Here is a 22303-nt window from a genome sequence, read left to right as displayed (position 1 = left end):
TCATTTTTCGTCTTGCGACGTTAAGAATCCATGTCACTTTGAGTGCCCACACAGATTGTCTGATAAATTGTTAAAGAGCAGTGCAACGCGGCTTTCGCTCACCGTTGCGAGGTGGCGTATATTACGCTTTCCTCTTTCAGAGTCAACCCGTTATTTCAGGATTTTTTCTCTTCAACCGAACCGGCTGTTTGTGTGAAGTGATTCACATGCGCCGTGTCGATGGAGGCGCATTATAGGGGGCCGCCGAGGAATGACAAGCGGAAAAATGCATTTTTATTTCAACCGCTCACCTTTTCGCCAAAAAGGTTATTTTTGGTGCTTTTTAATCTCTTTTGGCAGATCGGCCAGACTATTAATCACCCAATCCGCTGCATTTTCTGCTTCTGGCGTCACTGGCTTACCGGTGCGAACTAATATTTTGGTTCCTACACCCGCAGCGGCGGCTGCCTGCATATCTTCCAGCTTGTCGCCCACCATATAAGAAGCCGCCATATCAATGTGCAGGAACTCCTGCGCAGAGATGAACATTCCCGGGTGCGGCTTACGGCAGTCACAGGTCTGACGATACTCTTCTACGCTTCCCTGCGGGTGATGCGGGCAATAGTAGATGCCGTCGAGATCTACGCCGCGGTCGGCCAGCGACCAGTCCATCCATTCCGTCAGCGTCTCGAACTGCGCTTCGGTGAACTTTCCGCGTGCAATACCGGACTGGTTCGTCACCACCACCAGCGCATACCCCATCTCTTTCAGCTGGCGCATGGCATCTATTACGCCCTCGATAAACTCGAACTCATCAATCTCATGGACATAACCGTGATCCACATTAATAGTGCCGTCACGATCGAGAAAAATTGCGGGTACTGATTTTGCCACCGGTTTGCTCCTGAAAAAGGCATGTTCGACTAGTATCTCATGAATCGCAGCGCAATAAAGTGCTCATCGTACAGAGTTGGATTGATTTAGACGTCTGGATGCCTTAACATCCGTTTTGTTTACGGTCATCACCCGTATCTGGCAGAAGAAAATGCCACGGCTAACTTACATACGATAAAAATAATCTAATGATTAAACTTTCCAATATCACCAAAGTGTTCCAGCAGGGGAACCGAACGATTCAGGCGCTGAACAACGTCAGCCTGCATGTTCCTGCTGGTCAAATTTATGGCGTCATTGGCGCATCGGGTGCAGGCAAAAGCACGCTGATCCGTTGTGTTAACCTGCTTGAGCGCCCAACCCAGGGCAGCGTAGAAGTTGGCGGCCAGGAACTTACCGCCCTTTCAGAGAAAGAACTGACCAAAGCGCGTCGTCAAATTGGCATGATCTTCCAGCACTTTAACCTGCTGGCCTCCCGCACCGTGTTCGGCAACGTTGCCCTGCCGCTGGAGCTGGACAACACGCCGAAAGAGGAAGTGAAGCGTCGCGTGACCGAGCTGCTCGACCTCGTGGGTCTGGGCGACAAACATGACAGCTATCCGGCCAACCTGTCCGGCGGGCAAAAACAGCGTGTGGCCATTGCCCGCGCGCTGGCAAGTAATCCTAAGGTACTGCTCTGTGATGAGGCCACCAGCGCGCTGGACCCGGCCACCACGCGTTCTATTCTGGAACTGCTGAAGGACATTAACCGTCGTCTGGGCCTGACGATCCTCCTTATTACGCACGAGATGGACGTGGTGAAACGCATCTGCGACTGCGTGGCGGTCATCAGCAACGGTGAGCTGATCGAGCAGGACACGGTAAGTGAAGTGTTCTCGCATCCGAAGACGCCGCTGGCGCAACAGTTCATCCAGTCCACGCTGCATCTGGATATTCCGGAAGATTATCTGGCGCGTTTGAAAAGCGAACCTGCGGCAGACAGCGTCCCGATGCTGCGCATGGAGTTCACCGGTCAGTCCGTTGATGCCCCCCTGCTTTCCGAAACCGCGCGTCGCTTTAACGTGAACAACAATATTATCAGCGCGCAGATGGATTACGCCGGTGGCGTGAAGTTCGGCATCATGCTGACGGAAATGCACGGCACACAAGAGGAAACCCAGGCAGCTATTGCCTGGCTGCAAGAACACCACGTAAAAGTAGAGGTACTGGGTTATGTCTGAGCCGATGATGTGGCTGCTGGTTCGCGGCGTTTGGGAAACGCTGGCAATGACCTTTGTCTCTGGCTTCTTTGGTTTTGTGATTGGCCTGCCGGTCGGCGTGCTGCTGTACGTGACGCGTCCGGGTCAAATCATTGAGAACGCGAAGCTGTACCGTACGCTCTCTGCGCTGGTGAACATCTTCCGTTCTATCCCGTTCATTATTCTGCTGGTGTGGATGATTCCGTTTACCCGCGTGATCGTCGGAACGTCTATCGGTCTGCAGGCGGCCATCGTTCCGCTGACCGTGGGTGCTGCACCGTTTATCGCACGCATGGTGGAAAACGCCCTGCTGGAGATCCCAACCGGCCTGATCGAAGCTTCCCGCGCGATGGGCGCAACGCCGATGCAGATCGTCCGTAAGGTTCTTCTGCCGGAAGCACTGCCAGGCCTGGTGAATGCGGCAACCATTACGCTCATTACCCTGGTCGGTTATTCCGCAATGGGCGGTGCCGTTGGCGCTGGCGGTTTAGGCCAGATTGGTTATCAGTACGGCTATATTGGATATAACGCTACCGTGATGAATACCGTTCTGGTATTGCTGGTTGTTCTGGTTTACTTAATCCAGTTCTCTGGCGATCGCATCGTCCGGACCGTTACGCACAAATAACGTTACACACAACACAAACTCTACGAGTTAAGGATAAAACATGGCGTTTAAATTAAAGACCTTCGCAGCAGTAGGCGCGCTGATCGGCTCTCTGGCACTGGTGGGTTGCGGTCAGGACGAAAAGGATCCAAACCACATTAAAGTGGGCGTTATCGTGGGTGCAGAACAGCAGGTTGCGGAAGTTGCCCAGAAAGTGGCAAAAGAGAAGTATGGCCTGGACGTGGAGCTGGTGACCTTCAACGATTACGTTCTGCCGAACGAAGCGCTGAGCAAAGGCGATATCGACGCGAACGCCTTCCAGCATAAGCCATACCTGGACCAGCAGATCAAAGATCGTGGCTATAAGCTGGTGGGCGTGGGTAACACCTTCGTTTATCCAATTGCCGGTTACTCTAAGAAAATTAAATCGCTGGACGAACTGCAGCCGGGCTCTCAGGTTGCGGTGCCTAACGACCCAACCAACCTCGGTCGTTCCCTGCTGCTGCTGCAGAAAGTGGGCCTGATCAAACTGAAAGACGGTGTTGGCCTGCTGCCAACCGTTCTGGACGTCACCGAGAACCCGAAAAATCTGAAAATTGTTGAGCTGGAAGCGCCGCAGCTGCCACGTTCCCTGGACGATGCGCAGATTGCCCTGGCCGTCATCAACACCACTTATGCCAGCCAGATTGGCCTGACGCCAGCCAAAGACGGTATCTTCGTTGAAGATAAAGACTCCCCGTACGTTAACCTGATCGTGACTCGCGAAGACAACAAAGACGCGGAAAACGTGAAGAAATTCGTTCAGGCCTACCAGTCGGATGAAGTTTACCAGGAAGCCAACAAAGTGTTTAACGGCGGCGCTGTTAAAGGCTGGTAATCTCACCTCAGTGTAATATCATCAGGACGGGCTTATGCCCGTCTTGTCATTTGTGCAGTCAACTGATTCAATATCTGACGTTTTGATTATCCATTGAGGAAATATTATGCGTGCTTTATCGATCTGTCTTTTAGCACTCATGCTGAGCGGCTGTTCTATGCTAAGCAGATCTCCCGTTGAACCTGTTCAAAGCACGGCAACCCCGCCAAAGACCGAGCCTGCGAAACCGAAAGTGGTTCGCCCTGCGCCGGTTCGCATTATTACGAAAGCGGACGAACTCGTCGGTAAACCGTTCCGTGAGCTGGGCGAAGTAAGCGGCGAATCCTGTCAGGCGACCAATCAGGACTCGCCACCTAATATCCCGACAGCGCGTAAACGCATGCAGATTAACGCGGCCAAAATGAAAGCCAACGCGGTTCTGCTGCACAGCTGTGAAGTCACCAGCGGCACGCCGGGCTGCTACCGTCAGGCGGTTTGCATCGGTTCTGCGCTAAACATTACGGCGAAATGAGTGCATTTCAGTTCGAGCAGATAGGCGTTATCCGCTCTCCTTATAAAGAGAAGTTCGCCGTACCCCGCCAGCCCGGCCTGGTCACCAGCGGAGGCGGCGAGCTTCACCTGGTTGCGCCTTACAATCAGGCCGATGCGGTACGCGGGCTTGAGGCGTTCAGCCATCTATGGGTGGTGTTCGTGTTTCATCAGACGATGGAAGGTGGCTGGCGTCCTACCGTGCGTCCTCCTCGTCTGGGCGGCAATGCGAGAATGGGCGTGTTTGCGACGCGCTCAACCTTCCGTCCAAACCCGGTTGGCATGTCGCTGGTTGAACTGAAAGGCATACGCTGCCAGAAAGAGCAGGTGATACTGGAGTTAGGCAGTCTGGACCTGGTCGACGGCACGCCGGTTATCGACATCAAACCCTATTTGCCCTTCGCCGAAGCGCTTCCGCACGCGCGTGCCAGCTATGCTCAGGACGCACCGCAGGCGGACATGCCTGTTTATTTTACGTCTGAGATAACCGCGCAGCTTGGCCAGCTGGAGAAACGCTATCCTCGCTTACGGGATTTCATCACCGAGGTTCTGGCACAGGACCCACGTCCGGCCTACCGTAAAGAAGAGGAAGCAGGAAAAACATACGCCGTCTGGCTGCTGGATTTTAACGTTCGCTGGCGCGTTACCGGGGCAGGTTTTGAAGTGTTTGCCCTTGAACCCAGGTAATTTTGTTCTCCTCTCTTTTGGCATCTTTGCCACACTGGTAAACTAAACCACTTTTTTTTGTGTCAGGCTGGCGTTTCAGCCTGTTCCAATCGTCGAAATGGAACCGTAACAACATGCGTACTAGCCAATATCTGCTCTCCACTCTGAAGGAGACGCCTGCCGACGCCGAAGTGATCAGCCATCAGCTGATGCTGCGCGCCGGGATGATCCGCAAGCTGGCCTCAGGGTTATATACCTGGCTGCCGACCGGCGTTCGCGTCCTGAAAAAAGTCGAAAACATCGTGCGTGAAGAGATGAACAACGCCGGTGCTATCGAGGTGTCTATGCCTGTGGTTCAGCCCGCTGACCTGTGGCAGGAGAGCGGCCGTTGGGAGCAATATGGCCCAGAACTGCTGCGTTTCGTCGATCGCGGCGAGCGTCCGTTCGTTCTCGGCCCAACGCATGAAGAAGTCATTACCGACCTGATTCGTAATGAGCTGAGCTCTTACAAACAGCTGCCGCTGAACTTCTTCCAGATCCAGACCAAGTTCCGTGACGAAGTTCGCCCACGTTTCGGCGTCATGCGCTCTCGCGAATTCCTGATGAAAGACGCCTACTCTTTCCATACCTCTCAGGAATCCCTGCAAGAGACTTACGACGCCATGTACGCGGCCTACAGCAAAATCTTCTCCCGCATGGGTCTGGATTTCCGCGCCGTGCAGGCTGATACCGGCTCCATCGGCGGTAGCGCATCTCATGAGTTCCAGGTTCTGGCGCAGAGCGGTGAAGACGATGTGATCTTCTCTGACTCTTCCGATTACGCGGCAAACATCGAATTTGCAGAAGCGCTGGCACCAAAAGAACCACGTGCTGCGGCAACGCAGGAGATGACGCTGGTTGATACGCCAAACGCGAAAACCATCGCCGAGCTGGTTGAGCAGTTCAACCTGCCGATCGAAAAAACCGTTAAGACCCTGCTGGTGAAATCCACCGAAGGGAGCGCTTACCCGCTGGTTGCCCTGCTGGTGCGTGGCGATCACGAGCTGAACGAAGTAAAAGCCGAGAAGCTGCCGCAGGTCGCCAGCCCGCTGACGTTCGCCACGGAAGCGGAAATCCGCGCCGTGGTCAATGCGGGTCCAGGTTCACTGGGCCCAGTCAATCTGCCGGTGCCGGTTGTTATTGACCGTACGGTAGCCGCGATGAGCGACTTCTCCGCCGGTGCGAACATCGACGGTAAACACTACTTCGGCATCAACTGGGATCGCGACGTGGCGACGCCGGAAGTGGCTGACATCCGTAACGTAGTCGCAGGCGATCCAAGCCCGGACGGTCAGGGTACCCTGATGATTAAGCGCGGTATCGAAGTGGGCCACATCTTCCAGCTGGGCGATAAATACTCGCGCGCGCTGAACGCCGCCGTTCAGGGTGAAGATGGTCGTAACCAGATCCTGACCATGGGCTGCTACGGTATCGGGGTGACGCGCGTGGTGGCTGCCGCCATTGAGCAGAACTACGACGAGCGCGGTATCGTCTGGCCGGACAACATCGCGCCGTTCCAGGTCGCTATTCTGCCAATGAACATGCACAAGTCCTACCGCGTGCAGGAGCTGGCCGAGAAGCTGTATGCCGAGCTGCGCGCTCAGGGTATCGAAGTGCTGATGGATGACCGTAAAGAGCGTCCAGGCGTGATGTTTGCCGATATGGAACTGATCGGTATTCCGCACACCGTCGTCATCGGCGACCGCAACCTCGACAGCGATGAGATTGAATACAAATACCGTCGCAGCGGCGAAAAACAGATGATCAAGACCGGCGACATTCTTGATTACCTGGTGAAAGCCATCAAAGGCTAAACAAAAAACCCCGCTCAGGCGGGGTTTTTTAATGGCTCAACGTCAGCTTATTTGCTGTTACAGTCTTTGCCCGCAACAAACTTCGCGTCTTTATCTGCCACCAGCGTTTTCACCATCTCCCCGCTGTCCGGGTTTGGCTCCAGCGTAAAGTGACCGTCAACCGTCAGCAGTACCGGCTTGCTGTCATTACCGCGTGCCACCGCGTAATCACGTTCAAGCTGCGCATTGTTTGCCACGCTGACCTTCCTGCCGGTGGCGCAGTCGGTAAAGATCGCCGCATCCGCCATATAGAAGTACATCCCCCGCATTGCCATCGGCGTCGCGGGCAGAGCCGCTTTTACCGGCGCCAGCGTGTAGTTGAACTGGGATTCAATCGGATTGCCTTCGCGATCGAGCATCTCCATCCCCTCGCCCTTAGCGCGGAAATACGTTTTATCGCCCGTGGTATCCGTTAATACCAGCTTCTCGGCGGTACGCGCCCAAGTGCCATACGTCGCAAAAGAAGACGGCTCTTTAGCGCCCTGATAGCGCTGATTCATCACCCAGGTGCCATCTTTTTGCAGGAACAGAGAGGTTTCAATACCTTCGCAGTCTGCACAAGGCAATACGCCGCGCCAGCTTTGCTGCATCGGTTTGAGTTCTTCCGTTTGCGTGGGTTGCAAAACCTGCGTTTCGGAACGGTTGTTACACCCGAAAAGCGCAAACAGCGTACTCACTGCCAGCGCTGATAATAATGCTTTTTTCACAATGAATTCCTTATGAAAAGTGTGTTCCCTTTCGTCACTCAGTCGGGCGACGAACTTTACCGCGTAGTGCTTTCACTGTGGATTTTTGGGCCTTAGAAGACAACCGACGCTCTTTCGATGCGCGGGTTGGCCGCGTTGCCCGGCGGCTTTTTTGTACTGCCGTTAATTCTTTGATAACCGCCACCAGCCTGGCTATCGCCGCTTCCCGATTAAGCTCCTGGCTACGGTACTCCTGGGCTTTGATCACAATCACGCCATCGCTGGTAATAAGGTGATGGCTGGCAGCAAGCAGGCTTTCTTTATAATACTCTGGCAGGCTTGATGCCCGAATGTCAAAACGCAAATGGATAGCCGTCGACGCCTTGTTAACGTGCTGCCCACCGGCCCCCTGCGCACGGATGGCGGAGATCTCCAGCTCGTTGTCAGGAATGCTGACGTTTCGGGACAAGACAATCATGACGCCGGTTGCCACGCCGTTAAATGAATTTCCAGATTATTCTGAGAATCAGAGAGCCAGATGGCACCGTCCTGAATCGTCGCCTGCAACACCATGGTCCGGCTGGCAAACTCGCTCAGCTGCGCCAGCTGCTCATCGTCCAGGTACCAGACCGTGAGATTTTTATACTGTCCGCACTTGCTCTTGTTTTGCTGCCACCAGATCTCCGCAGCGCGCTGATTATACGCGAATAACGCCACTTCAGCGGACTGGGTACAGGCCTTCTTAATTCTGCGCTCGTCCGGCAGTCCAAGTTCGATCCACAAATCGATACCCAGATGATCGTTGCGCAGCCAGGCTTCAGGCTCGTCTTCGGCGCTTAACCCACGGGTAAACTGCAGACGCTCGTCGGCATACTTAATCCACGCCAGCAGGCGCAGCATCATGCGCTCCTGGGTTTCGGAGGGGTGGCGTGCCAGCGTAAGCGACGCGTCGAGGAACCGGTTGCGATCCAGATCGGCCACATTGACCACTGCTTTATAAATAGTCGCTTTCAGCGCCATGAGAGAACTCCATTCGAATCAGGGGCACATTGTAGCGAAAACCGCGGCAAAAGGCTGTTACAGGGTGATAAATACACCGCTATCAAGGCGCTGATATTGCTTAAATGAGTATGGTATAGTCACCTTGCTAAACCGAGTTTATCTTCGTAGGCTTAATGATATCTCACAGTAAGTCAGTGCGCTGGCGGGAGGGGATGTGAATAATTATTGTGAGTTAATTCGCAAACGGTATGCGGAAATCGCCAGCGGAGATCTGGGGTATGTCCCGGACGCGTTGGGCTGTGTATTGAAAGTGCTTAATGAAGTGGCCTCTGATGAGAGCCTTTCAGAGTCGGTCAGGGAAAAAGCAGCGTATGCTGCGGCGAATTTACTGGTGAGCGATTATGTCGATGAATGATACTTATCAACCCATCAATTGTGATGACTATGACAACCTCGAACTCGCCTGCCAGCATCATTTATTACTGACGCTGGAGCTAAAAGATGGCGAAGTGTTGAAGGCGAAAGCCAGCGACCTGGTTTCACGAAAGAATGTGGAATACCTGATAGTGGAAGACGCCGGTGCGACGCGCGAGCTGCGTCTGGACAAAATAGCCAGCTTCAGCCACCCGCAAATCGGCACCGTCGTGGTGAGCGAATCCTGATGACACTAACGGGCAGCCTGGCTGCCCGTTACGCTTTTTGCCACTCAAAGCGGACTCCCTCTTCCGACCATCCCTCTTCCGTGATGAAGACGCCCGCAGCAGCAATCAACGTTTCACCGTAGAACAGCAGCGGCGTTGTGTCGCGCAGCCACGGCGGCACGCTGTACTCCTGCCAGATTTTCTTCAGCTTCCGCCCCCCCTTACGCCCGACGATATGCAGCATACCGCCCGCCTTAAAGCGTACGGTGACCGGTTCACCGGGCTTCGGCTGCCGCACATGACCAGACGGTATAAGAGAGACGTGCCCTGCCTCGCAGGGTAAGACCAGCGGTACGTCAGGAGAAAGCCAGTCGAGCACCGCATCGGTCAGCGAGGGCATGGATTTTATCCACCAGAGTTCCCCCTTATAGCGCCTCACCTCAAAACCGTTCAGGTGGACGCACGGGGAAGCATCCTCCCGCGCCATGACAACCTCGTCCCAGAGTCGGCTCAGCATCGCCCGTGACGGCATCACGGCATGATGAGAAGCCAGCCAGCGCCGTATCAATGCGGCGCGACGCACCGGGCTCATCGCTGTCAGCGGTGCAATCGCCAGCGCCCCGTCAGCCGAGATCAGTCCAGCCAGCTCGTCGCTCAACAGCTCGTCCAGCAGTGATTCCTGTTCGGCGCACAGCATGGCGCTTCGTGCCGTGGCGTCGGCGAAATGCGGCCAGCGCTCGCTCAATAGCGGGAGGACGCGCAGACGCAGAAAGTTACGGTCATAGCCGTCATCCTGGTTGCTCTCATCTTCGATCCAGCTCAGCTGATGTTCCCGCGCCCAGGCTTCCAGTGAGGCACGCGTCTCGCCAAGCAGCGGACGCAGCAACGTTGTGCCGGCAAATTCAGAACGCGCCGGCATGGCAGACAGCCCCGCAGGCCCGCTGCCCCGCTTAAGCGCAAGCAGAAAGGTTTCACACTGGTCATCCAGATGCTGGGCCGTCACCAGCGCCTCGCCGGGACGTAATGCGTTGCTAAAAGCGGCATAGCGGGCTTTGCGCGCCTGCGCCTCAATGCCCAGCCCTTCTTCCGCAACGGTGACGCGTTCAACGAGGAGCGGGATATCCCAGGCCGCGCACAAGGCTTCGCAGTGCGCCACCCACGCCTCTGCGTGAGGGCTTAATCCGTGATGAATATGTATCGCCCGCAGCTGGACGTCAGGCTCCCGGTCGCGCCAGCGCTTAAGGCGATGGAGCAAAACGGTGGAATCCAGCCCACCGCTAAACCCCACCAGCAGCTGGCGGTACGGTGAAACGGCGTGTGCGATAGCGGGTAAGGTCATAGGAAATTACACATAAAAAATGCCCGGACTAAGCGGGCATTATCACACATGACGACAATTACTGCTGGTAAAGCTCCAGCGGCAGGCCATCCGGGTCGCTGAAAAAGGTAAAACGGTTATTGGTGAACGGATCGACGCGTATCGCTTCGCACATCACGCCGTGAGATTCCAGATGCTTGACCGCGCTATTAAGATCGTCAACGCTAAAGGCCAGATGGCGCAGGCCACAGGCTTCCGGACGGGACGGACGCGCAGGCGGAAAAGGGAAAGAGAACAGTTCAATCACATATTGCCCGTTCAGGGCCAGATCGCCCTTCCAGGAGTCACGCTCCTCGCGGTAGGCCTCGCTCAACAGCGTAAAGCCCAGAATGTCGCAGTAGAAGGCCTTACTTTTCGCGTAATCGGTGGCAATGATCGCAATATGATGAACAGCTTTTAAACCCAGCATAGCTTCTCCTTTTTATGATGCCTGAACGTTACAACCGAAAAGCCGCACCTGGCAAGCGGTCTCCCCTATTTTAGGACTCGCACCCAGTAAACGCCGTTCTCGTCGCGCTTCGCACCGTGAATATCCGTCTCAAAACCGGGATAGTGGCGCCCCACCGAACAGAGCATCAGCAGGAAATCGAGCACGGCGCGACTCTCTTCGGTAATCATCTCTCCCGGCATCAGGAGCGGAACGCCCGGTGGGTAAGGCAGGATCATGTTAGCCGATACGCGCCCGACCAGGTTTTCCAGCTCGACGGTTTCGACCTCCCCTTTCACCTGGCGCTGCCATGCCTTGTGCGGGGTCAACTTCATCTCCGGCAACACATCAAACGCCTGAAGCATCAGGCGCGGCAGATCGTGCTGACGGATCAGCCTGTGGATCCCCTGGGCCAGATCCTGAATGCGCATGTTGCGATAGAAGTCAGGATCCTCCGCGTAGAGATCCGGCAGCATGTTCTTCACACGCAGGTTGAGATCGTAGGCGCGCTTAAACTCCATCAGGCCGCGCAGCAGCCCCATCGCCCGGGTCTTATCAATACCAATACTGAACAGGAACAGCAGGTTATAGGGACCGGTTTTCTCCACCACTACGCCACGCTCGTCAAGAAATTTCGCGACCAGCGCGGCCGGAATCCCCTCGTCGCTCATCTTGCCCTGCTCGTTCATCCCCGGCGTCAGGATCGTCACTTTTACCGGATCGAGGAACATGTGTTCGCTATCGGCATCCCTAAAGCCGTGCCACTCTTCGCCGGGCGAGACGGGCCAGCACTCCGCCTCATCAATCTCTTCCGGCTGCCAGATATCAAAGAACCAGCCGTCGGCTTCCTCTTTCAGCCGCTGAACCTCTTTGCGGAAATGCAGCGCGCGCTCCACGGAACGGTTGATGAGACGTTTGCCCGGATTGCCGCGCAGCATCGCCGCGGCTGTTTCGATAGACGCCACCAGCGGATAGCTCGGTGAGGTGGTGGTGTGCATCATAAACGCTTCGTTGAACGTGTCTTCGTCGTACTCGCCTTTGATATGGATAAGCGAAGCCTGGGAAAACGCGGCCAGCATTTTGTGCGTCGACTGCGTTTCGAAGAAGACTTTACCCGGCACGCGTTCACCGCTCATGCCGCTTTTACCCGCGTAGATCGGGTGGAAGTTGGTGTACGGCACCCATGCGGAATCGAAGTGGATCGACGGCACGTCCAGCGTCTTTTTGATCCAGTCCGTGTTGTACAGCAGACCATCGTAAGTTGAGTTGGTGATCACCGCATGGACGGGCCAGCTCGCGCCGGTAATTGCCGCGACCTTACCTTCAATGGCGTCATGGGTGAACTCCCGGCGCGGAATGCCGCCAAGAATACCGAGCGCGTTACGCGTGGGCGACAGCCAGAGCGGTACGACGTCGCTCATCATCAGCAAATGGGCCAGCGACTTATGGCAGTTTCGGTCAATCAGCAGCGTGCTGCCCGCAGGCGCGGCGTACATGCCGACGATTTTGTTCGAAGTGGAGGTGCCGTTGGTCACCATATAGCTCTGCTCGGCGCCAAAGGTGCGGGCGATATACTCTTCGGCTTCCAGATGCGGGCCGGTGTGATCCAGCAGAGAGCCCAATTCGGTGACTGAAATCGACACGTCCGCCTTCAGCGTGTTGCCTCCAAAGAAATCATAGAACAGGCAGCCCACCGGGCTTTTTTGGTAGGCCGTTCCCGCCATATGGCCCGGCGTACAGAAGGTATATTTCCCCTCTTTCACGTAGGTGAAGAGCGCCCGGGTAAACGGCGGCGTAATGTTATCGAGATATTCATTCGTGTACTGCTGAATGCGGGTCGCAATGTCTTCCGCCACGCCGAGGGAATACTCAAAGAACCACAGCGCCATACGCATATCGTTGGCGCTTACGTCCATGGTGGAGTGGGTGTTAATAAAGGCATACAGCGGGAGGTATTCGTTCAGCTTGTTGATATCGCTGCACAGTTCGAGATCATATTCGTCCCAGTCGAAGATCACGCCGCAGATGCGCGGGTTATGCTCGATGAACTTCAGCAGGTCGGCGCTGTTGTGCGGCCAGATTAGCTGATACCCGCGCGACTGCAGGGCTTGCTCCAGCTCCTTAATCGGCTCATCTTTATAAAAGACGCCGTGTGGCCCCATAATGGCAATGATATTCATGGGCTTCCTCCTTAAAAAACATTAGCTAAGCATAGTCCGGCTAAACCGCAGGTATAAAAAAAGCCGCAACATTGTGCGGCTTTTCAGATAATTGTGAAGCTTACGCGTAACCGTAGGTCATCAGGCGCTGGTAGCGGCGGTTGAGCAGATCTTCTTTGCTCAGCACGTCCAGGTCTGCCAGGTCAGCCAGCAGCTGCGCTTTCAGAGACGCCGCCATCACTTCCGGCTTACGATGCGCACCACCCAGCGGTTCCGGGATAATGGAATCGATCAGCTTAAGCTCCTTCAGGCGTGGCGCAATGATGCCCATCGCTTCTGCAGCCAGCGGCGCTTTATCGGCGCTTTTCCACAGAATGGACGCGCAGCCTTCCGGGGAGATAACGGAATAGGTGCTGTACTGCAGCATATTCACTTTATCGCCCACGCCAATCGCCAGCGCGCCGCCGGAGCCACCTTCACCGATAACGGTACAGATGACCGGCACCTTCAGACGAGACATCTCGCGCAGGTTGCGCGCGATGGCTTCAGACTGACCGCGCTCTTCCGCGCCCACGCCAGGGTAGGCACCCGGGGTGTCAATGAAGGTGATGATTGGCATGTTGAAACGCTCAGCCATCTCCATCAGACGCAGGGCCTTACGGTAGCCTTCTGGCGCTGGCATACCGAAGTTACGACGGATTTTTTCTTTGGTTTCACGACCTTTCTGATGACCAATGATCATCACCGGGCGTCCGTCCAGACGCGCGATACCGCCAACGATGGCTTTATCGTCAGCATATGCGCGATCGCCGGCCAGTTCGTCAAATTCGTCAAACGCCAGGCGGACATAATCCTGGGTGTACGGACGCTGCGGATGGCGAGCCAGCTGGGCCACCTGCCATGCGCCGAGATCGGCAAAGATTTTGCGCGTCAGCTCTACGCTTTTCTCGCGCAGACGATGCACTTCTTCGTCGATGTTAATATCCAGTTTTTCATCCTGACGGCTTACCGCTGTCAGAGAATCGATTTTCGCTTCCAGCTCAGCAATCGGCTGTTCGAAATCAAGGAAATTCAGACTCATAGTATTCCTGTATTAGTCAAACTCCAGTTCCACCTGCTCCGAACCAATGAGGCCACGGAGATCGTTCAGTAAACGATCGCTCGGAGAGACACGCCACGTTGCACCAAAGCGCAACCGCGCACGTGCATCCGCCCTCTGATAGTAGAGATGTACTGGAATTGTCCCCGAGCGGTGGGGTTCCAGAGACTGACGGAGTCGGTTTAAAAGCTGGTCATCAATTTGCCTGTCCGTCAGCGAGATAGCAAGCCCGCGAGCATATTTTTCCCGGGCTTCGTCAATGTCCATCACTTCGCGGGCGGTCATTTTAAGCCCCCCACTGAAGTCATCAAAGCTGACCTGTCCGCTGACGATAAGTATGCGGTCTTTTTCCAGCAATTGCTGGTATTTATCCAGCGCGTCGGTGAACAGCATCACCTCCAGACGCCCGGAACGGTCATCCAACGTACAGATGCCGATACGATTGCCGCGCTTGGTGACCATAACCCTTGCAGCAATCACGAGCCCCGCAGCCGTGGTGATTTTACCACGTTCTGTCGGATGCATGTCTTTTAGCCTGTGGCCGCCGACATAGCGCTCAATTTCTTTGATGTACTGGTTGATCGGGTGCCCCGTCAGGTACAAGCCTAACGTCTCACGCTCCCCATCCAGCACCACCTGTTCTGGCCACGGCTGGCAGTTGGAATACGATTGCTCAATCTGCTCCGGCTCTTCCGCCAGCACCCCGAACATATCCGCCTGACCAATGGCTTCCGCTTTTGCGTGCTGATCCGCCGCTTTTAACGCATCGCCAAGAGAGTTCATCAGCGCGGCGCGGTGCGGCCCCAGCCTGTCGAACGCGCCGGACATGATCAGTTTTTCCAGCACGCGGCGGTTCAGCTTTTTGGTATCGGTACGGGCGCACAGATCGAACAGCTCGCGGAAATAGCCGCCGTTGTTACGCGCTTCGATGATCGCCTCGATCGGCCCCTCACCCACGCCCTTGATCGCGCCAATCCCGTAGACGATCTCTCCGTCATCGTTGACGTGGAAATGGTAGAGGCCTGAGTTAATATCCGGCGGCAGGATCTTCAGCCCCATGCGCCAGCACTCGTCCACCAGGCCCACCACCTTCTCGGTGTTGTCCATATCGGCGGTCATCACTGCCGCCATAAATTCAGCGGGATAGTGCGCCTTCAGCCACAGCGTTTGATACGACACCAAAGCATAGGCGGCGGAGTGGGATTTGTTAAATCCATACCCGGCGAATTTCTCCACCAGGTCGAAGATTTTCATCGCCAGCTCGCCGTCTATGCCGTTTTTCTTCGCCCCGTCTTCAAAGATGGAGCGCTGCTTGGCCATCTCTTCCGGCTTTTTCTTACCCATCGCACGACGCAGCATGTCCGCGCCGCCGAGGGTATAGCCGGAAAGCACCTGGGCGATCTGCATAACCTGTTCCTGATACAGGATGATGCCGTAGGTTGGCTCCAGTACCGGCTTCAGGATTTCGTGCTGCCACTGCACGTCCGGGTAGGAAATCTCTTCGCGCCCGTGCTTACGGTCGATAAAGTTATCTACCATCCCCGACTGCAGCGGGCCCGGACGGAACAGGGCGACCAGTGCGATCATATCTTCGAAGCAGTCAGGCTGCAGGCGTTTAATCAGATCCTTCATGCCGCGGGATTCAAGCTGGAAGACGGCTGTCGTCTCCGAGCGCTGCAGCATGTCGAAACTTTTCTTGTCGTCCAGCGGGATGGCGGCGATGTCTATCGGCTCAAGGCCCTGCTTTTCCCGGCGCGGGTTGATCATCTTTAGCGCCCAGTCGATGATCGTCAGCGTACGCAGGCCGAGGAAGTCAAACTTCACCAGCCCGGCGTACTCCACGTCGTTCTTATCAAACTGAGTGACCGGATGCTCACCCGCTTCATCGCAGTAGAGCGGCGCGAAGTCGGTAATTTTGGTCGGCGCGATAACCACGCCCCCCGCATGCTTACCGGCGTTACGCGTGACGCCTTCCAGCTTGCGCGCCATGTCGATCAGCGCTTTGACCTCTTCGTCCGCTTCGTAGATTTCAGGCAGCTGAGGTTCGGCCTCAAAGGCTTTTGCCAGCGTCATGCCCGGATCGGGCGGCACCAGTTTAGAGATGCGATCGACAAAACCGTACGGGTGGCCCAGCACGCGGCCCACGTCGCGGATAACCGCTTTCGCCGCCATGGTACCGAACGTAATGATCTGCGATACCGCGTCACGACCGTACATATCGGCCACGTGCTCAATCACCTGATCGCGTTTCTCCATGCAGAAGTCGACGTCGAAGTCGGGCATGGAAACACGTTCCGGGTTGAGGAAACGTTCGAACAGCAGGTCGAATTCCAGCGGATCGAGGTCGGTGATTTTCAGCGCATACGCCACCAGCGAGCCCGCACCGGAGCCACGGCCCGGTCCGACCGGTACGCCGTTATCCTTCGACCACTGGATAAACTCCATTACGATCAGGAAGTAGCCCGGGAAGCCCATCTGGTTGATAACCTGGAGTTCAATGTCCAGGCGTTCGTCATATTCAGGACGACGCTTTTTACGCTCTTCTTCATCCGGGAAGAGGAATTCGAGACGTTCTTCCAGACCTTCCTTCGATTTCACGACCAGGAAATCTTCCGTGGTCATGTCACCCGTCGGGAACTGCGGCAGGAAGTATTCGCCGAGGCGCACGGTAACGTTACAGCGCCTGGCAATCTCTACGCTGTTTTCCAGCGCTTCGGGAATATCGGAGAAGAGTTCACACATCTCCTCCTCGCTGCGCATGTACTGCTGAGCGGAGTAGTTACGCGGCCGTTTCGGGTCGTCGAGCGTAAAGCCATCGTGGATCGCCACGCGAATTTCGTGCGCGTCAAAATCGCCGGACTCAAGGAAACGCACGTCATTCGTTGCGACGACGGGCAGCCCGCGCTCTTCCGCAAGCGCGACCGCCGCGTGCAGATAGCTCTCTTCGTCCTGGCGACCGGTGCGGATCAGCTCAAGATAATAGCGATCCGGGAAGTGTTCTTCATAGAACGAGACGCACTGATCCACCAGCGCGCTGTTGCCGCGCAGCAGGCATTTACCGACGTCGCCCATGCGGCCACCGGAGATCAGCAGCAGCCCTTCGTTAAGCTCCGCCAGCCAGTCCCGGTCGATCCACGGGCCCAGCGCGCCATAGCCGCGCTGATAGGCTTTTGAGATGAGCAGAGTGAGGTTTTGATAGCCCGTGTTGTTCATCGCCAGCACGGAGATTTGCGTCAGTTCATCGCCGATGAGATCGCTCTGCACATGGAAATCTGCGCCGACGATAGGCTTCATTCCCGCGCCGTGCGCCGTTCCGTAGAACTTCACCAGGCCACACAGGTTGGTAAAATCGGTGATCGCCAGTGCGGGCATGCCAAGAGAGGCCGCCTTTTTTACCAGCGGCCCGGTCTTCGCCAGCCCATCGATCATGGAGTAGTCGCTATGCACCCGCAGGTGTACGAAACGTGGTTCAGCCATCTTCAGATTCCGCGTTACTTAATTGCTTGCGTATTGATTCAGGACACCCGTCCCAGCGCGCGTTTCACCGGGCCAAAACTGCGCCGGTGGTGCTCGGTTGCGCCATGTTCAGCCAGCCTTTCCAGATGGAAAGGCGTAGGATACCCCTTATGCTGGGCGAAACCATACTGAGGGTAAGTGAGGTCCAGCGCGGCCATTTCGGCATCGCGCGTCACTTTGGCAATAATGGACGCTGCGCTAATCTCGGCGACCCGGCTATCGCCTTTCACGACCGCCATTGAAGGCATAGGCAACGCCGGACAGCGGTTGCCGTCAATCAGAACATATTCCGGGGAAATTTTCAGGCCCGCTACCGCACGCTGCATCGCCAGCATCGTGGCATGCAGAATATTTAGCTCGTCGATCTCATGCGGCTCTGCGCGGCCAAGGCTCCAGGCCAGCGCTTTCTCTTTAATTTCATCGAAGAGCGCCAGTCGACGCTTTTCGGACAGTTTTTTGGAGTCGTTCAGCCCAATAATCGGGCGAGCAGGATCGAGGATCACAGCAGCGGTTACGACAGCGCCCACAAGAGGGCCGCGTCCGACTTCGTCCACACCCGCCACAAGGTGGGTGTGAGGGTAAACAAATTCCATCATTTTGCTAACTCCAGCACCGCATCGGCCGCTTGCTCATCAGCGTTACAGCGGATCAGTTGATGCAGTTCGCGGAAGGTATCATGCATCTGGTGGCTGGTTTTACCGTTGGCAAGCAGCGGCAGCAGCGCATCGGCTAACGCCTGCGGCTGGCACTCATCCTGCAACAGCTCTTTCACCAGCTCGCGCCCGGCAAGCAGGTTTGGCAGGGAGACATAATCCGTTTTCACCAGACGTTTTGCCAGCCAGAAGGTGAACGGCTTCATGCGATAGCCAACCACCATCGGGCATTTTGCCAGCATACATTCCAGCGCCGCCGTGCCGGAGGCCAGCAGCGCGGCATCACTCGCATACATCGCTTCCCGCCCTTTCCCGTCCAGAAGACGGACGTGGAGATCCGGGGCAACGTCCGCTTTGATCCGCTCAAACTGCTCGCGGCGTTTGGCATTCACCAGCGGCACGACCACTTCAAGATCGGGGTAGGTCTGGCGAAGAATCTGCGCGGTTTTCAGGAAATCGGCGCTGAGCATCTCCACTTCTGCACCACGGCTGCCCGGCAGCAAGGCCAGACAGTGCACATCATGGGGGATGCCCAGCGCGTCGCGCGCCGCGTTTTTATCCGGATCCAGCGGCATCGCATCCGCCATGGTATGGCCGATGAAGCGGCACGGAACGTTAAATCTGTCGTAAAACGCTTTTTCGAAAGGTAGAAAAGCCAGCACCAGGTTGGTGGACCGTCCAATTTTGAAAACGCGTTTCTGTCGCCACGCCCAGACGGACGGACTGACGTAGTGAATGGTTTTAATGCCCTGTTTTTTCAGATTGCCTTCGAGGGTAATGTTGAAATCAGGTGCATCGATACCGACAAACACATCGGGCTTGAGCTCGGTAAAGCGACGGGTGAGATCGGCACGGATGTGCAGCAAACGACGCAGGCGCCCAAGCACCTCAACGATGCCCATCACGGCCAGCTCTTCCATTTCGTACCAGGCTTCACAGCCTTCGGCCTGCATCAGCGGCCCAGCAACGCCAACAAAGCGTGCGTTAGGTACACGCGCCTTCAGCGCGCGGATGAGACCGGCACCAAGAATATCGCCGGAGGTTTCTCCGGCGACCAGGGCTATCGTAAGCGGACGACTGTCGACCATTAACGAATCAGACCCCTTGTTGAACGGTCAAAGAACTCCATGAACGCGTTCACTTCCGGGTGCTTATTCGCCAGCTCGGCAATTTCCGGCTTCGCCTCTTCCAGCGTTTTTCCGCTACGGTACAGCAGTTTATACGCGTTGCGGATGGCAGTAATCGCTTCGCGGCTAAAACCACGACGCTTGAGGCCTTCGATGTTCACGCCAAACGGCGTGGCATGGTTGCCCTGCGCAATCACATACGGTGGGACGTCCTGCGCCACACCGGAGCATCCGCCAACCATCACGTGCGCACCAATGATGCAGAACTGATGGACTGCGGTCATGCCGCCAATAATTGCGAAGTCATCAACCGATACGTGTCCTGCCAGCGTTGCGTTGTTGGCAAGAATACAGCGGTCACCCACGGTACAGTCGTGCGCGATATGCGCATTCACCATAAACAGGTTATCGCTGCCCACCTTCGTCAACCCACCACCCTGTACTGTTCCACGATGAATGGTGACGCTTTCGCGAATACGGTTACGATCGCCAATTTCCAGACGGGTCGACTCACCAGCATATTTTAAATCCTGGTTAACTTCGCCGATGGAGGCGAACTGATAGATCTCATTATTGCAGCCAATGGTCGTGTGACCATTCACGACAACGTGAGATTTCAGTACTGTACCCTCACCAATTTCGACATGGGGTCCAACAATACAAAACGGGCCAATGTGGACGTTAGCACCAATAATGGCACCGGTTTCCACAATCGCGGTAGGATGAATAAAGGCGGATTTATCAATCACGTATCAGGACTCCCGGCTACGAGCACACATCATCGTCGCTTCGCAAACAACTTTGCCGTCTACCAGCGCTACGCCTTTAAAGCGAGTCAGGCCACGACGCGTTTTTTCAAAAGTGACTTCCATGATCATCTGATCGCCAGGCACGACAGGACGCTTAAAGCGCGCTTCATCAATACCCGCGAAGTAATAAAGCTCACCTGGCTCCAGTTTGCCGACGCTTTTAAACGCCAGAATACCGGTAGCCTGAGCCATTGCTTCCAGAATCAACACACCCGGGAAGATAGGCTTACCAGGGAAGTGACCCTGGAAAAACGGCTCGTTCACGGAAACATTTTTCACTGCGCGCAGAAAACGACCTTCTTCAAAATCCAGCACGCGGTCTACCAGCAGAAACGGGTAGCGGTGCGGCAGAAGTTCTAAAATCTCTTCAATATGCAGAGTATGAGTGTCAGTAGTCAAAATACTCTTCCTGTCAAAATGTACTGATAACAATAATAACACGGCCTGCCGGTTTATTAGAAAGCCGACAGGCCGGGAAAAATAGCGTTAAACGGATGACGCTTAGTCTTGTTGATCGATCTTACGCTCAAGAGACTTGAGGCGCTTGCTCATATCATCAATGTTCATCACCAGAGCTGCTGTTTTACGCCATACCTTGTTGGGTTGGAGCGGAATGCCGGAGGAATAGACGCCAGGTTCAGTGATAGGACGCATAACCATGCCCATGCCCGTCACTGTGACCTTGTCGCATATTTCCATATGACCATTAATCACGCTCGCACCGCCAATCATGCAATAACGGCCAATTTTCAGGCTGCCAGCCATGATGACGCCACCCGCAACTGCGGTATTGTCGCCAATCACAACGTTATGCGCAATCTGGCACTGGTTATCGATGATAACACCATTGCCAATGATCGTGTCATCAAGCGCGCCACGGTCAATGGTGGTGCAGGCGCCGATCTCCACGCGATCGCCAATAATAACGCGACCAAGCTGTGGGATCTTTACCCAGTTACCGCGATCGTTAGCGTAACCAAAGCCGTCAGAACCGATCACGGTGCTGGACTGGACGAGGCAATTTTCACCAATTTCAACGTCATGATAAACGGACACATTGGCCCATAAACGGGTCCCGGCGCCGATTTTCGTATTTTTCCCAACGAAGCAACCTGGGCCAATAACGACGTTATCGCCCAGCACAACGCCGGACTCGATAACCGCATTCGCGCCAACGGCGACGTTGCTACCCAGCGTTGCCGTCGCATCAATCGCTGCACTGGCAGCAATGTCCTGCGCCGGCTGCGGCGTGGTATCAAGAATTTGAGCCATGCGTGCATACGTCAAGTAGGGATTTTTCACTACCAGCGCGCTTACAGTGGCAAATGGGAGGTCGTCCTGCGTCAGAACAACCGCTGACGCCTGGCATTGAGCCAGTTGCTCACGGTACTTAGGGCTTACCATGAAGGTAATCGTGCCAGCTTTAGCAGATTGCATGGACGCAACAGCGGTGATGACGATATCGCCATCACCGTGTAATTCTGCATCCAACTGCTGAGCTAAATCAGCCAGTCGAATTGAAGGCATTACTTATTTAACCTGTTTCAGAACATCAGCAGTGATGTCTTTAACATCTTTGCTGTTATAAGCAACGGCGTTCGCATCTACAACCAGATCGATGCTCTGATCGGCAGCCACTGCCTTAACAGCGGTCTGAATGCGAGTCACCAGCTTGCCGCGTTCTTCGTTAGAACGACGCTGACGATCCTGCTCGAAAGCCTGCGCTTTCTGGGAGAACGTCTGGCGCTGAGCCATTACGTCTTTTTCCAGCTTGCTGCGGTCGCTTGCTTTCATGGTAGAACCATCACGCTGCAGACGCTGCATTTTGGACTGAAGATCGTTTTCCATACCCTGCAGTTCGCTTGCACGGCCTTTGAATTCGTTTTCCAGAGTCGCAGAAACACCAGTCTTCTGTGCAACCTGCTGGAACAAATTACCCATGTTGACGATTGCAATTTTGTCTGCTGCCTGAGCAGAAGTTGCCATCGCTAAACCGAGACCTGCAGCTAATAACCACTTTTTCACAATTAACTCCTTACCATCCCATTGGCACCAGAAGGTACCGTTCTTTGCGTGGCAAGGCGACCGTGTTACCGATCGCCAGTTGTCAGCGCTACACTGCCAA

23 protein-coding genes are annotated in these 22303 nt (G+C 55.4%); 8 read left to right on the top strand and 15 right to left on the bottom strand.

The annotated features are described in order from the left end of the window. Window positions 1-306 precede the first annotated feature (306 nt). Window positions 307-873, bottom strand: a complete 567-nt coding sequence (gmhB, locus tag ACMWKK_RS19995) for a D-glycero-beta-D-manno-heptose 1,7-bisphosphate 7-phosphatase (protein WP_045327837.1) — start codon at window positions 871-873, stop codon at window positions 307-309. Window positions 874-1061: 188 nt separating this feature from the next. Here gmhB and metN point away from each other — a divergent pair, with 188 nt between their 5' ends. From metN to proS, 6 genes are all read left to right on the top strand, one after another. Continuing rightward, window positions 1062-2093, top strand: coding sequence for a methionine ABC transporter ATP-binding protein MetN (metN, locus tag ACMWKK_RS19990; RefSeq protein WP_032644150.1), 1032 nt, complete (start codon window positions 1062-1064; stop codon window positions 2091-2093). Then, entirely contained in the window at window positions 2086-2739 is a 654-nt protein-coding gene (locus ACMWKK_RS19985; RefSeq protein ID WP_014168730.1) for a methionine ABC transporter permease MetI, read from the top strand. The genes metN and ACMWKK_RS19985 overlap by 8 nt, the downstream gene beginning before the upstream one ends. 40 nt (window positions 2740-2779) lie before the next feature. Further along, window positions 2780-3595, top strand: coding sequence for a methionine ABC transporter substrate-binding lipoprotein MetQ (gene metQ / locus ACMWKK_RS19980; RefSeq protein WP_014168729.1), 816 nt, complete (start codon window positions 2780-2782; stop codon window positions 3593-3595). Window positions 3596-3701: 106 nt separating this feature from the next. After that, window positions 3702-4106 carry an Rcs stress response system protein RcsF gene (gene rcsF, locus ACMWKK_RS19975; RefSeq protein ID WP_112781066.1) on the top strand — a complete coding sequence of 135 codons (405 nt, stop codon included), beginning with the start codon at window positions 3702-3704 and terminating at the stop codon, window positions 4104-4106. After that, complete coding sequence (tsaA, locus tag ACMWKK_RS19970; RefSeq protein WP_045327834.1) at window positions 4103-4810, top strand: tRNA (N6-threonylcarbamoyladenosine(37)-N6)-methyltransferase TrmO; 708 nt, start codon at window positions 4103-4105, stop codon at window positions 4808-4810. The genes rcsF and tsaA overlap by 4 nt, the downstream gene beginning before the upstream one ends. Window positions 4811-4923: 113 nt before the next feature. Beyond that, entirely contained in the window at window positions 4924-6642 is a 1719-nt protein-coding gene (proS, locus tag ACMWKK_RS19965) for a proline--tRNA ligase (protein WP_111963984.1), read from the top strand. A gap of 47 nt (window positions 6643-6689) precedes the next feature. Here proS and nlpE read toward each other — a convergent pair whose 3' ends face one another. Genes nlpE through ACMWKK_RS19950 form a run of 3 tightly spaced genes read right to left on the bottom strand, consistent with a single transcriptional unit; the run spans window position 6690 to window position 8387 of the window. Further along, the gene (gene nlpE, locus ACMWKK_RS19960) at window positions 6690-7388 is read right to left on the bottom strand and encodes an envelope stress response activation lipoprotein NlpE (RefSeq protein WP_112781065.1); all 699 of its coding nucleotides are present in this window, start codon (window positions 7386-7388) and stop codon (window positions 6690-6692) included. Between the two features lie 34 nt (window positions 7389-7422). Continuing rightward, a complete protein-coding gene (gene arfB / locus ACMWKK_RS19955; RefSeq protein ID WP_112781064.1) occupies window positions 7423-7845 on the bottom strand; it encodes an alternative ribosome rescue aminoacyl-tRNA hydrolase ArfB in 423 nt (140 codons plus the stop codon). Then, window positions 7842-8387, bottom strand: coding sequence for a YaeQ family protein (locus ACMWKK_RS19950; RefSeq protein WP_032644143.1), 546 nt, complete (start codon window positions 8385-8387; stop codon window positions 7842-7844). The genes arfB and ACMWKK_RS19950 overlap by 4 nt, the downstream gene beginning before the upstream one ends. Window positions 8388-8583: 196 nt before the next feature. Between ACMWKK_RS19950 and ACMWKK_RS19945 the strand changes: the two genes are divergently transcribed. Next, window positions 8584-8784 (top strand): YaeP family protein, encoded by a 201-nt coding sequence (locus ACMWKK_RS19945; RefSeq protein ID WP_008501889.1) that lies wholly within the window; start codon window positions 8584-8586, stop codon window positions 8782-8784. Continuing rightward, window positions 8771-9031, top strand: coding sequence for a Rho-binding antiterminator (rof, locus tag ACMWKK_RS19940; protein WP_008501890.1), 261 nt, complete (start codon window positions 8771-8773; stop codon window positions 9029-9031). The genes ACMWKK_RS19945 and rof overlap by 14 nt, the downstream gene beginning before the upstream one ends. A gap of 28 nt (window positions 9032-9059) precedes the next feature. Here the strand turns inward: rof and tilS are convergent, their stop codons facing one another. From tilS to skp, 11 genes are all read right to left on the bottom strand, one after another. Further along, a complete protein-coding gene (tilS, locus tag ACMWKK_RS19935; RefSeq protein ID WP_112781063.1) occupies window positions 9060-10349 on the bottom strand; it encodes a tRNA lysidine(34) synthetase TilS in 1290 nt (429 codons plus the stop codon). A 58-nt stretch (window positions 10350-10407) separates the two neighbouring features. Beyond that, window positions 10408-10797, bottom strand: a complete 390-nt coding sequence (locus tag ACMWKK_RS19930; RefSeq protein ID WP_161656345.1) for a VOC family protein — start codon at window positions 10795-10797, stop codon at window positions 10408-10410. Window positions 10798-10862: 65 nt separating this feature from the next. Beyond that, the gene (locus ACMWKK_RS19925; protein ID WP_112781061.1) at window positions 10863-12995 is read right to left on the bottom strand and encodes a lysine decarboxylase LdcC; all 2133 of its coding nucleotides are present in this window, start codon (window positions 12993-12995) and stop codon (window positions 10863-10865) included. A gap of 100 nt (window positions 12996-13095) precedes the next feature. After that, complete coding sequence (gene accA, locus ACMWKK_RS19920) at window positions 13096-14055, bottom strand: acetyl-CoA carboxylase carboxyl transferase subunit alpha (protein WP_406542918.1); 960 nt, start codon at window positions 14053-14055, stop codon at window positions 13096-13098. Window positions 14056-14067: 12 nt separating this feature from the next. Then, window positions 14068-17550: a DNA polymerase III subunit alpha gene (gene dnaE / locus ACMWKK_RS19915; protein WP_406542917.1), complete on the bottom strand. Its 3483-nt coding sequence runs from the start codon at window positions 17548-17550 to the stop codon at window positions 14068-14070. Between the two features lie 38 nt (window positions 17551-17588). After that, on the bottom strand, window positions 17589-18185 hold the full coding sequence (gene rnhB / locus ACMWKK_RS19910) for a ribonuclease HII (RefSeq protein WP_045327822.1): 597 nt from the start codon (window positions 18183-18185) through the stop codon (window positions 17589-17591). After that, window positions 18182-19330 (bottom strand): lipid-A-disaccharide synthase, encoded by a 1149-nt coding sequence (lpxB, locus tag ACMWKK_RS19905; RefSeq protein WP_112781059.1) that lies wholly within the window; start codon window positions 19328-19330, stop codon window positions 18182-18184. The genes rnhB and lpxB overlap by 4 nt, the downstream gene beginning before the upstream one ends. Next, window positions 19330-20118, bottom strand: coding sequence for an acyl-ACP--UDP-N-acetylglucosamine O-acyltransferase (gene lpxA, locus ACMWKK_RS19900; protein WP_023310462.1), 789 nt, complete (start codon window positions 20116-20118; stop codon window positions 19330-19332). Before lpxA ends, lpxB begins: the two co-directional genes overlap by 1 nt. A gap of 3 nt (window positions 20119-20121) precedes the next feature. Further along, window positions 20122-20577, bottom strand: a complete 456-nt coding sequence (gene fabZ, locus ACMWKK_RS19895) for a 3-hydroxyacyl-ACP dehydratase FabZ (protein WP_010426706.1) — start codon at window positions 20575-20577, stop codon at window positions 20122-20124. Between the two features lie 102 nt (window positions 20578-20679). Next, window positions 20680-21705, bottom strand: a complete 1026-nt coding sequence (gene lpxD, locus ACMWKK_RS19890; protein ID WP_045327820.1) for a UDP-3-O-(3-hydroxymyristoyl)glucosamine N-acyltransferase — start codon at window positions 21703-21705, stop codon at window positions 20680-20682. 3 nt (window positions 21706-21708) lie between these two features. After that, on the bottom strand, window positions 21709-22203 hold the full coding sequence (skp, locus tag ACMWKK_RS19885; protein ID WP_032644135.1) for a molecular chaperone Skp: 495 nt from the start codon (window positions 22201-22203) through the stop codon (window positions 21709-21711). Between the last annotated feature and the right edge of the window lie 100 nt (window positions 22204-22303).

The organism is Enterobacter sp. 01-M-03-SI-ECC, from assembly GCF_047530215.1.
Classification (GTDB): Bacteria; Pseudomonadota; Gammaproteobacteria; order Enterobacterales; family Enterobacteriaceae; genus Enterobacter; species Enterobacter chengduensis.
This window is presented reverse-complemented; position numbering and strand designations above follow the sequence as displayed.

Bases quoted from the DNA above. Each gene is read 5' to 3' on its own strand.
- metN (WP_032644150.1), top strand. From the start codon at position 1,062: ATGATTAAACTTTCCAATATCACCAAAGTGTTCCAGCAGGGGAACCGA.
- ACMWKK_RS19985 (WP_014168730.1), top strand. From the start codon at position 2,086: ATGTCTGAGCCGATGATGTGGCTGCTGGTTCGCGGCGTTTGGGAAACG.
- metQ (WP_014168729.1), top strand. From the start codon at position 2,780: ATGGCGTTTAAATTAAAGACCTTCGCAGCAGTAGGCGCGCTGATCGGC.
- rcsF (WP_112781066.1), top strand. From the start codon at position 3,702: ATGCGTGCTTTATCGATCTGTCTTTTAGCACTCATGCTGAGCGGCTGT.
- tsaA (WP_045327834.1), top strand. From the start codon at position 4,103: ATGAGTGCATTTCAGTTCGAGCAGATAGGCGTTATCCGCTCTCCTTAT.
- proS (WP_111963984.1), top strand. From the start codon at position 4,924: ATGCGTACTAGCCAATATCTGCTCTCCACTCTGAAGGAGACGCCTGCC.
- arfB (WP_112781064.1), bottom strand. From the start codon at position 7,845: ATGATTGTCTTGTCCCGAAACGTCAGCATTCCTGACAACGAGCTGGAG.
- ACMWKK_RS19950 (WP_032644143.1), bottom strand. From the start codon at position 8,387: ATGGCGCTGAAAGCGACTATTTATAAAGCAGTGGTCAATGTGGCCGAT.
- rof (WP_008501890.1), top strand. From the start codon at position 8,771: ATGTCGATGAATGATACTTATCAACCCATCAATTGTGATGACTATGAC.
- tilS (WP_112781063.1), bottom strand. From the start codon at position 10,349: ATGACCTTACCCGCTATCGCACACGCCGTTTCACCGTACCGCCAGCTG.
- ACMWKK_RS19930 (WP_161656345.1), bottom strand. From the start codon at position 10,797: ATGCTGGGTTTAAAAGCTGTTCATCATATTGCGATCATTGCCACCGAT.
- ACMWKK_RS19925 (WP_112781061.1), bottom strand. From the start codon at position 12,995: ATGAATATCATTGCCATTATGGGGCCACACGGCGTCTTTTATAAAGAT.
- accA (WP_406542918.1), bottom strand. From the start codon at position 14,055: ATGAGTCTGAATTTCCTTGATTTCGAACAGCCGATTGCTGAGCTGGAA.
- dnaE (WP_406542917.1), bottom strand. From the start codon at position 17,550: ATGGCTGAACCACGTTTCGTACACCTGCGGGTGCATAGCGACTACTCC.
- rnhB (WP_045327822.1), bottom strand. From the start codon at position 18,185: ATGATGGAATTTGTTTACCCTCACACCCACCTTGTGGCGGGTGTGGAC.
- lpxB (WP_112781059.1), bottom strand. From the start codon at position 19,330: ATGGTCGACAGTCGTCCGCTTACGATAGCCCTGGTCGCCGGAGAAACC.
- lpxD (WP_045327820.1), bottom strand. From the start codon at position 21,705: ATGCCTTCAATTCGACTGGCTGATTTAGCTCAGCAGTTGGATGCAGAA.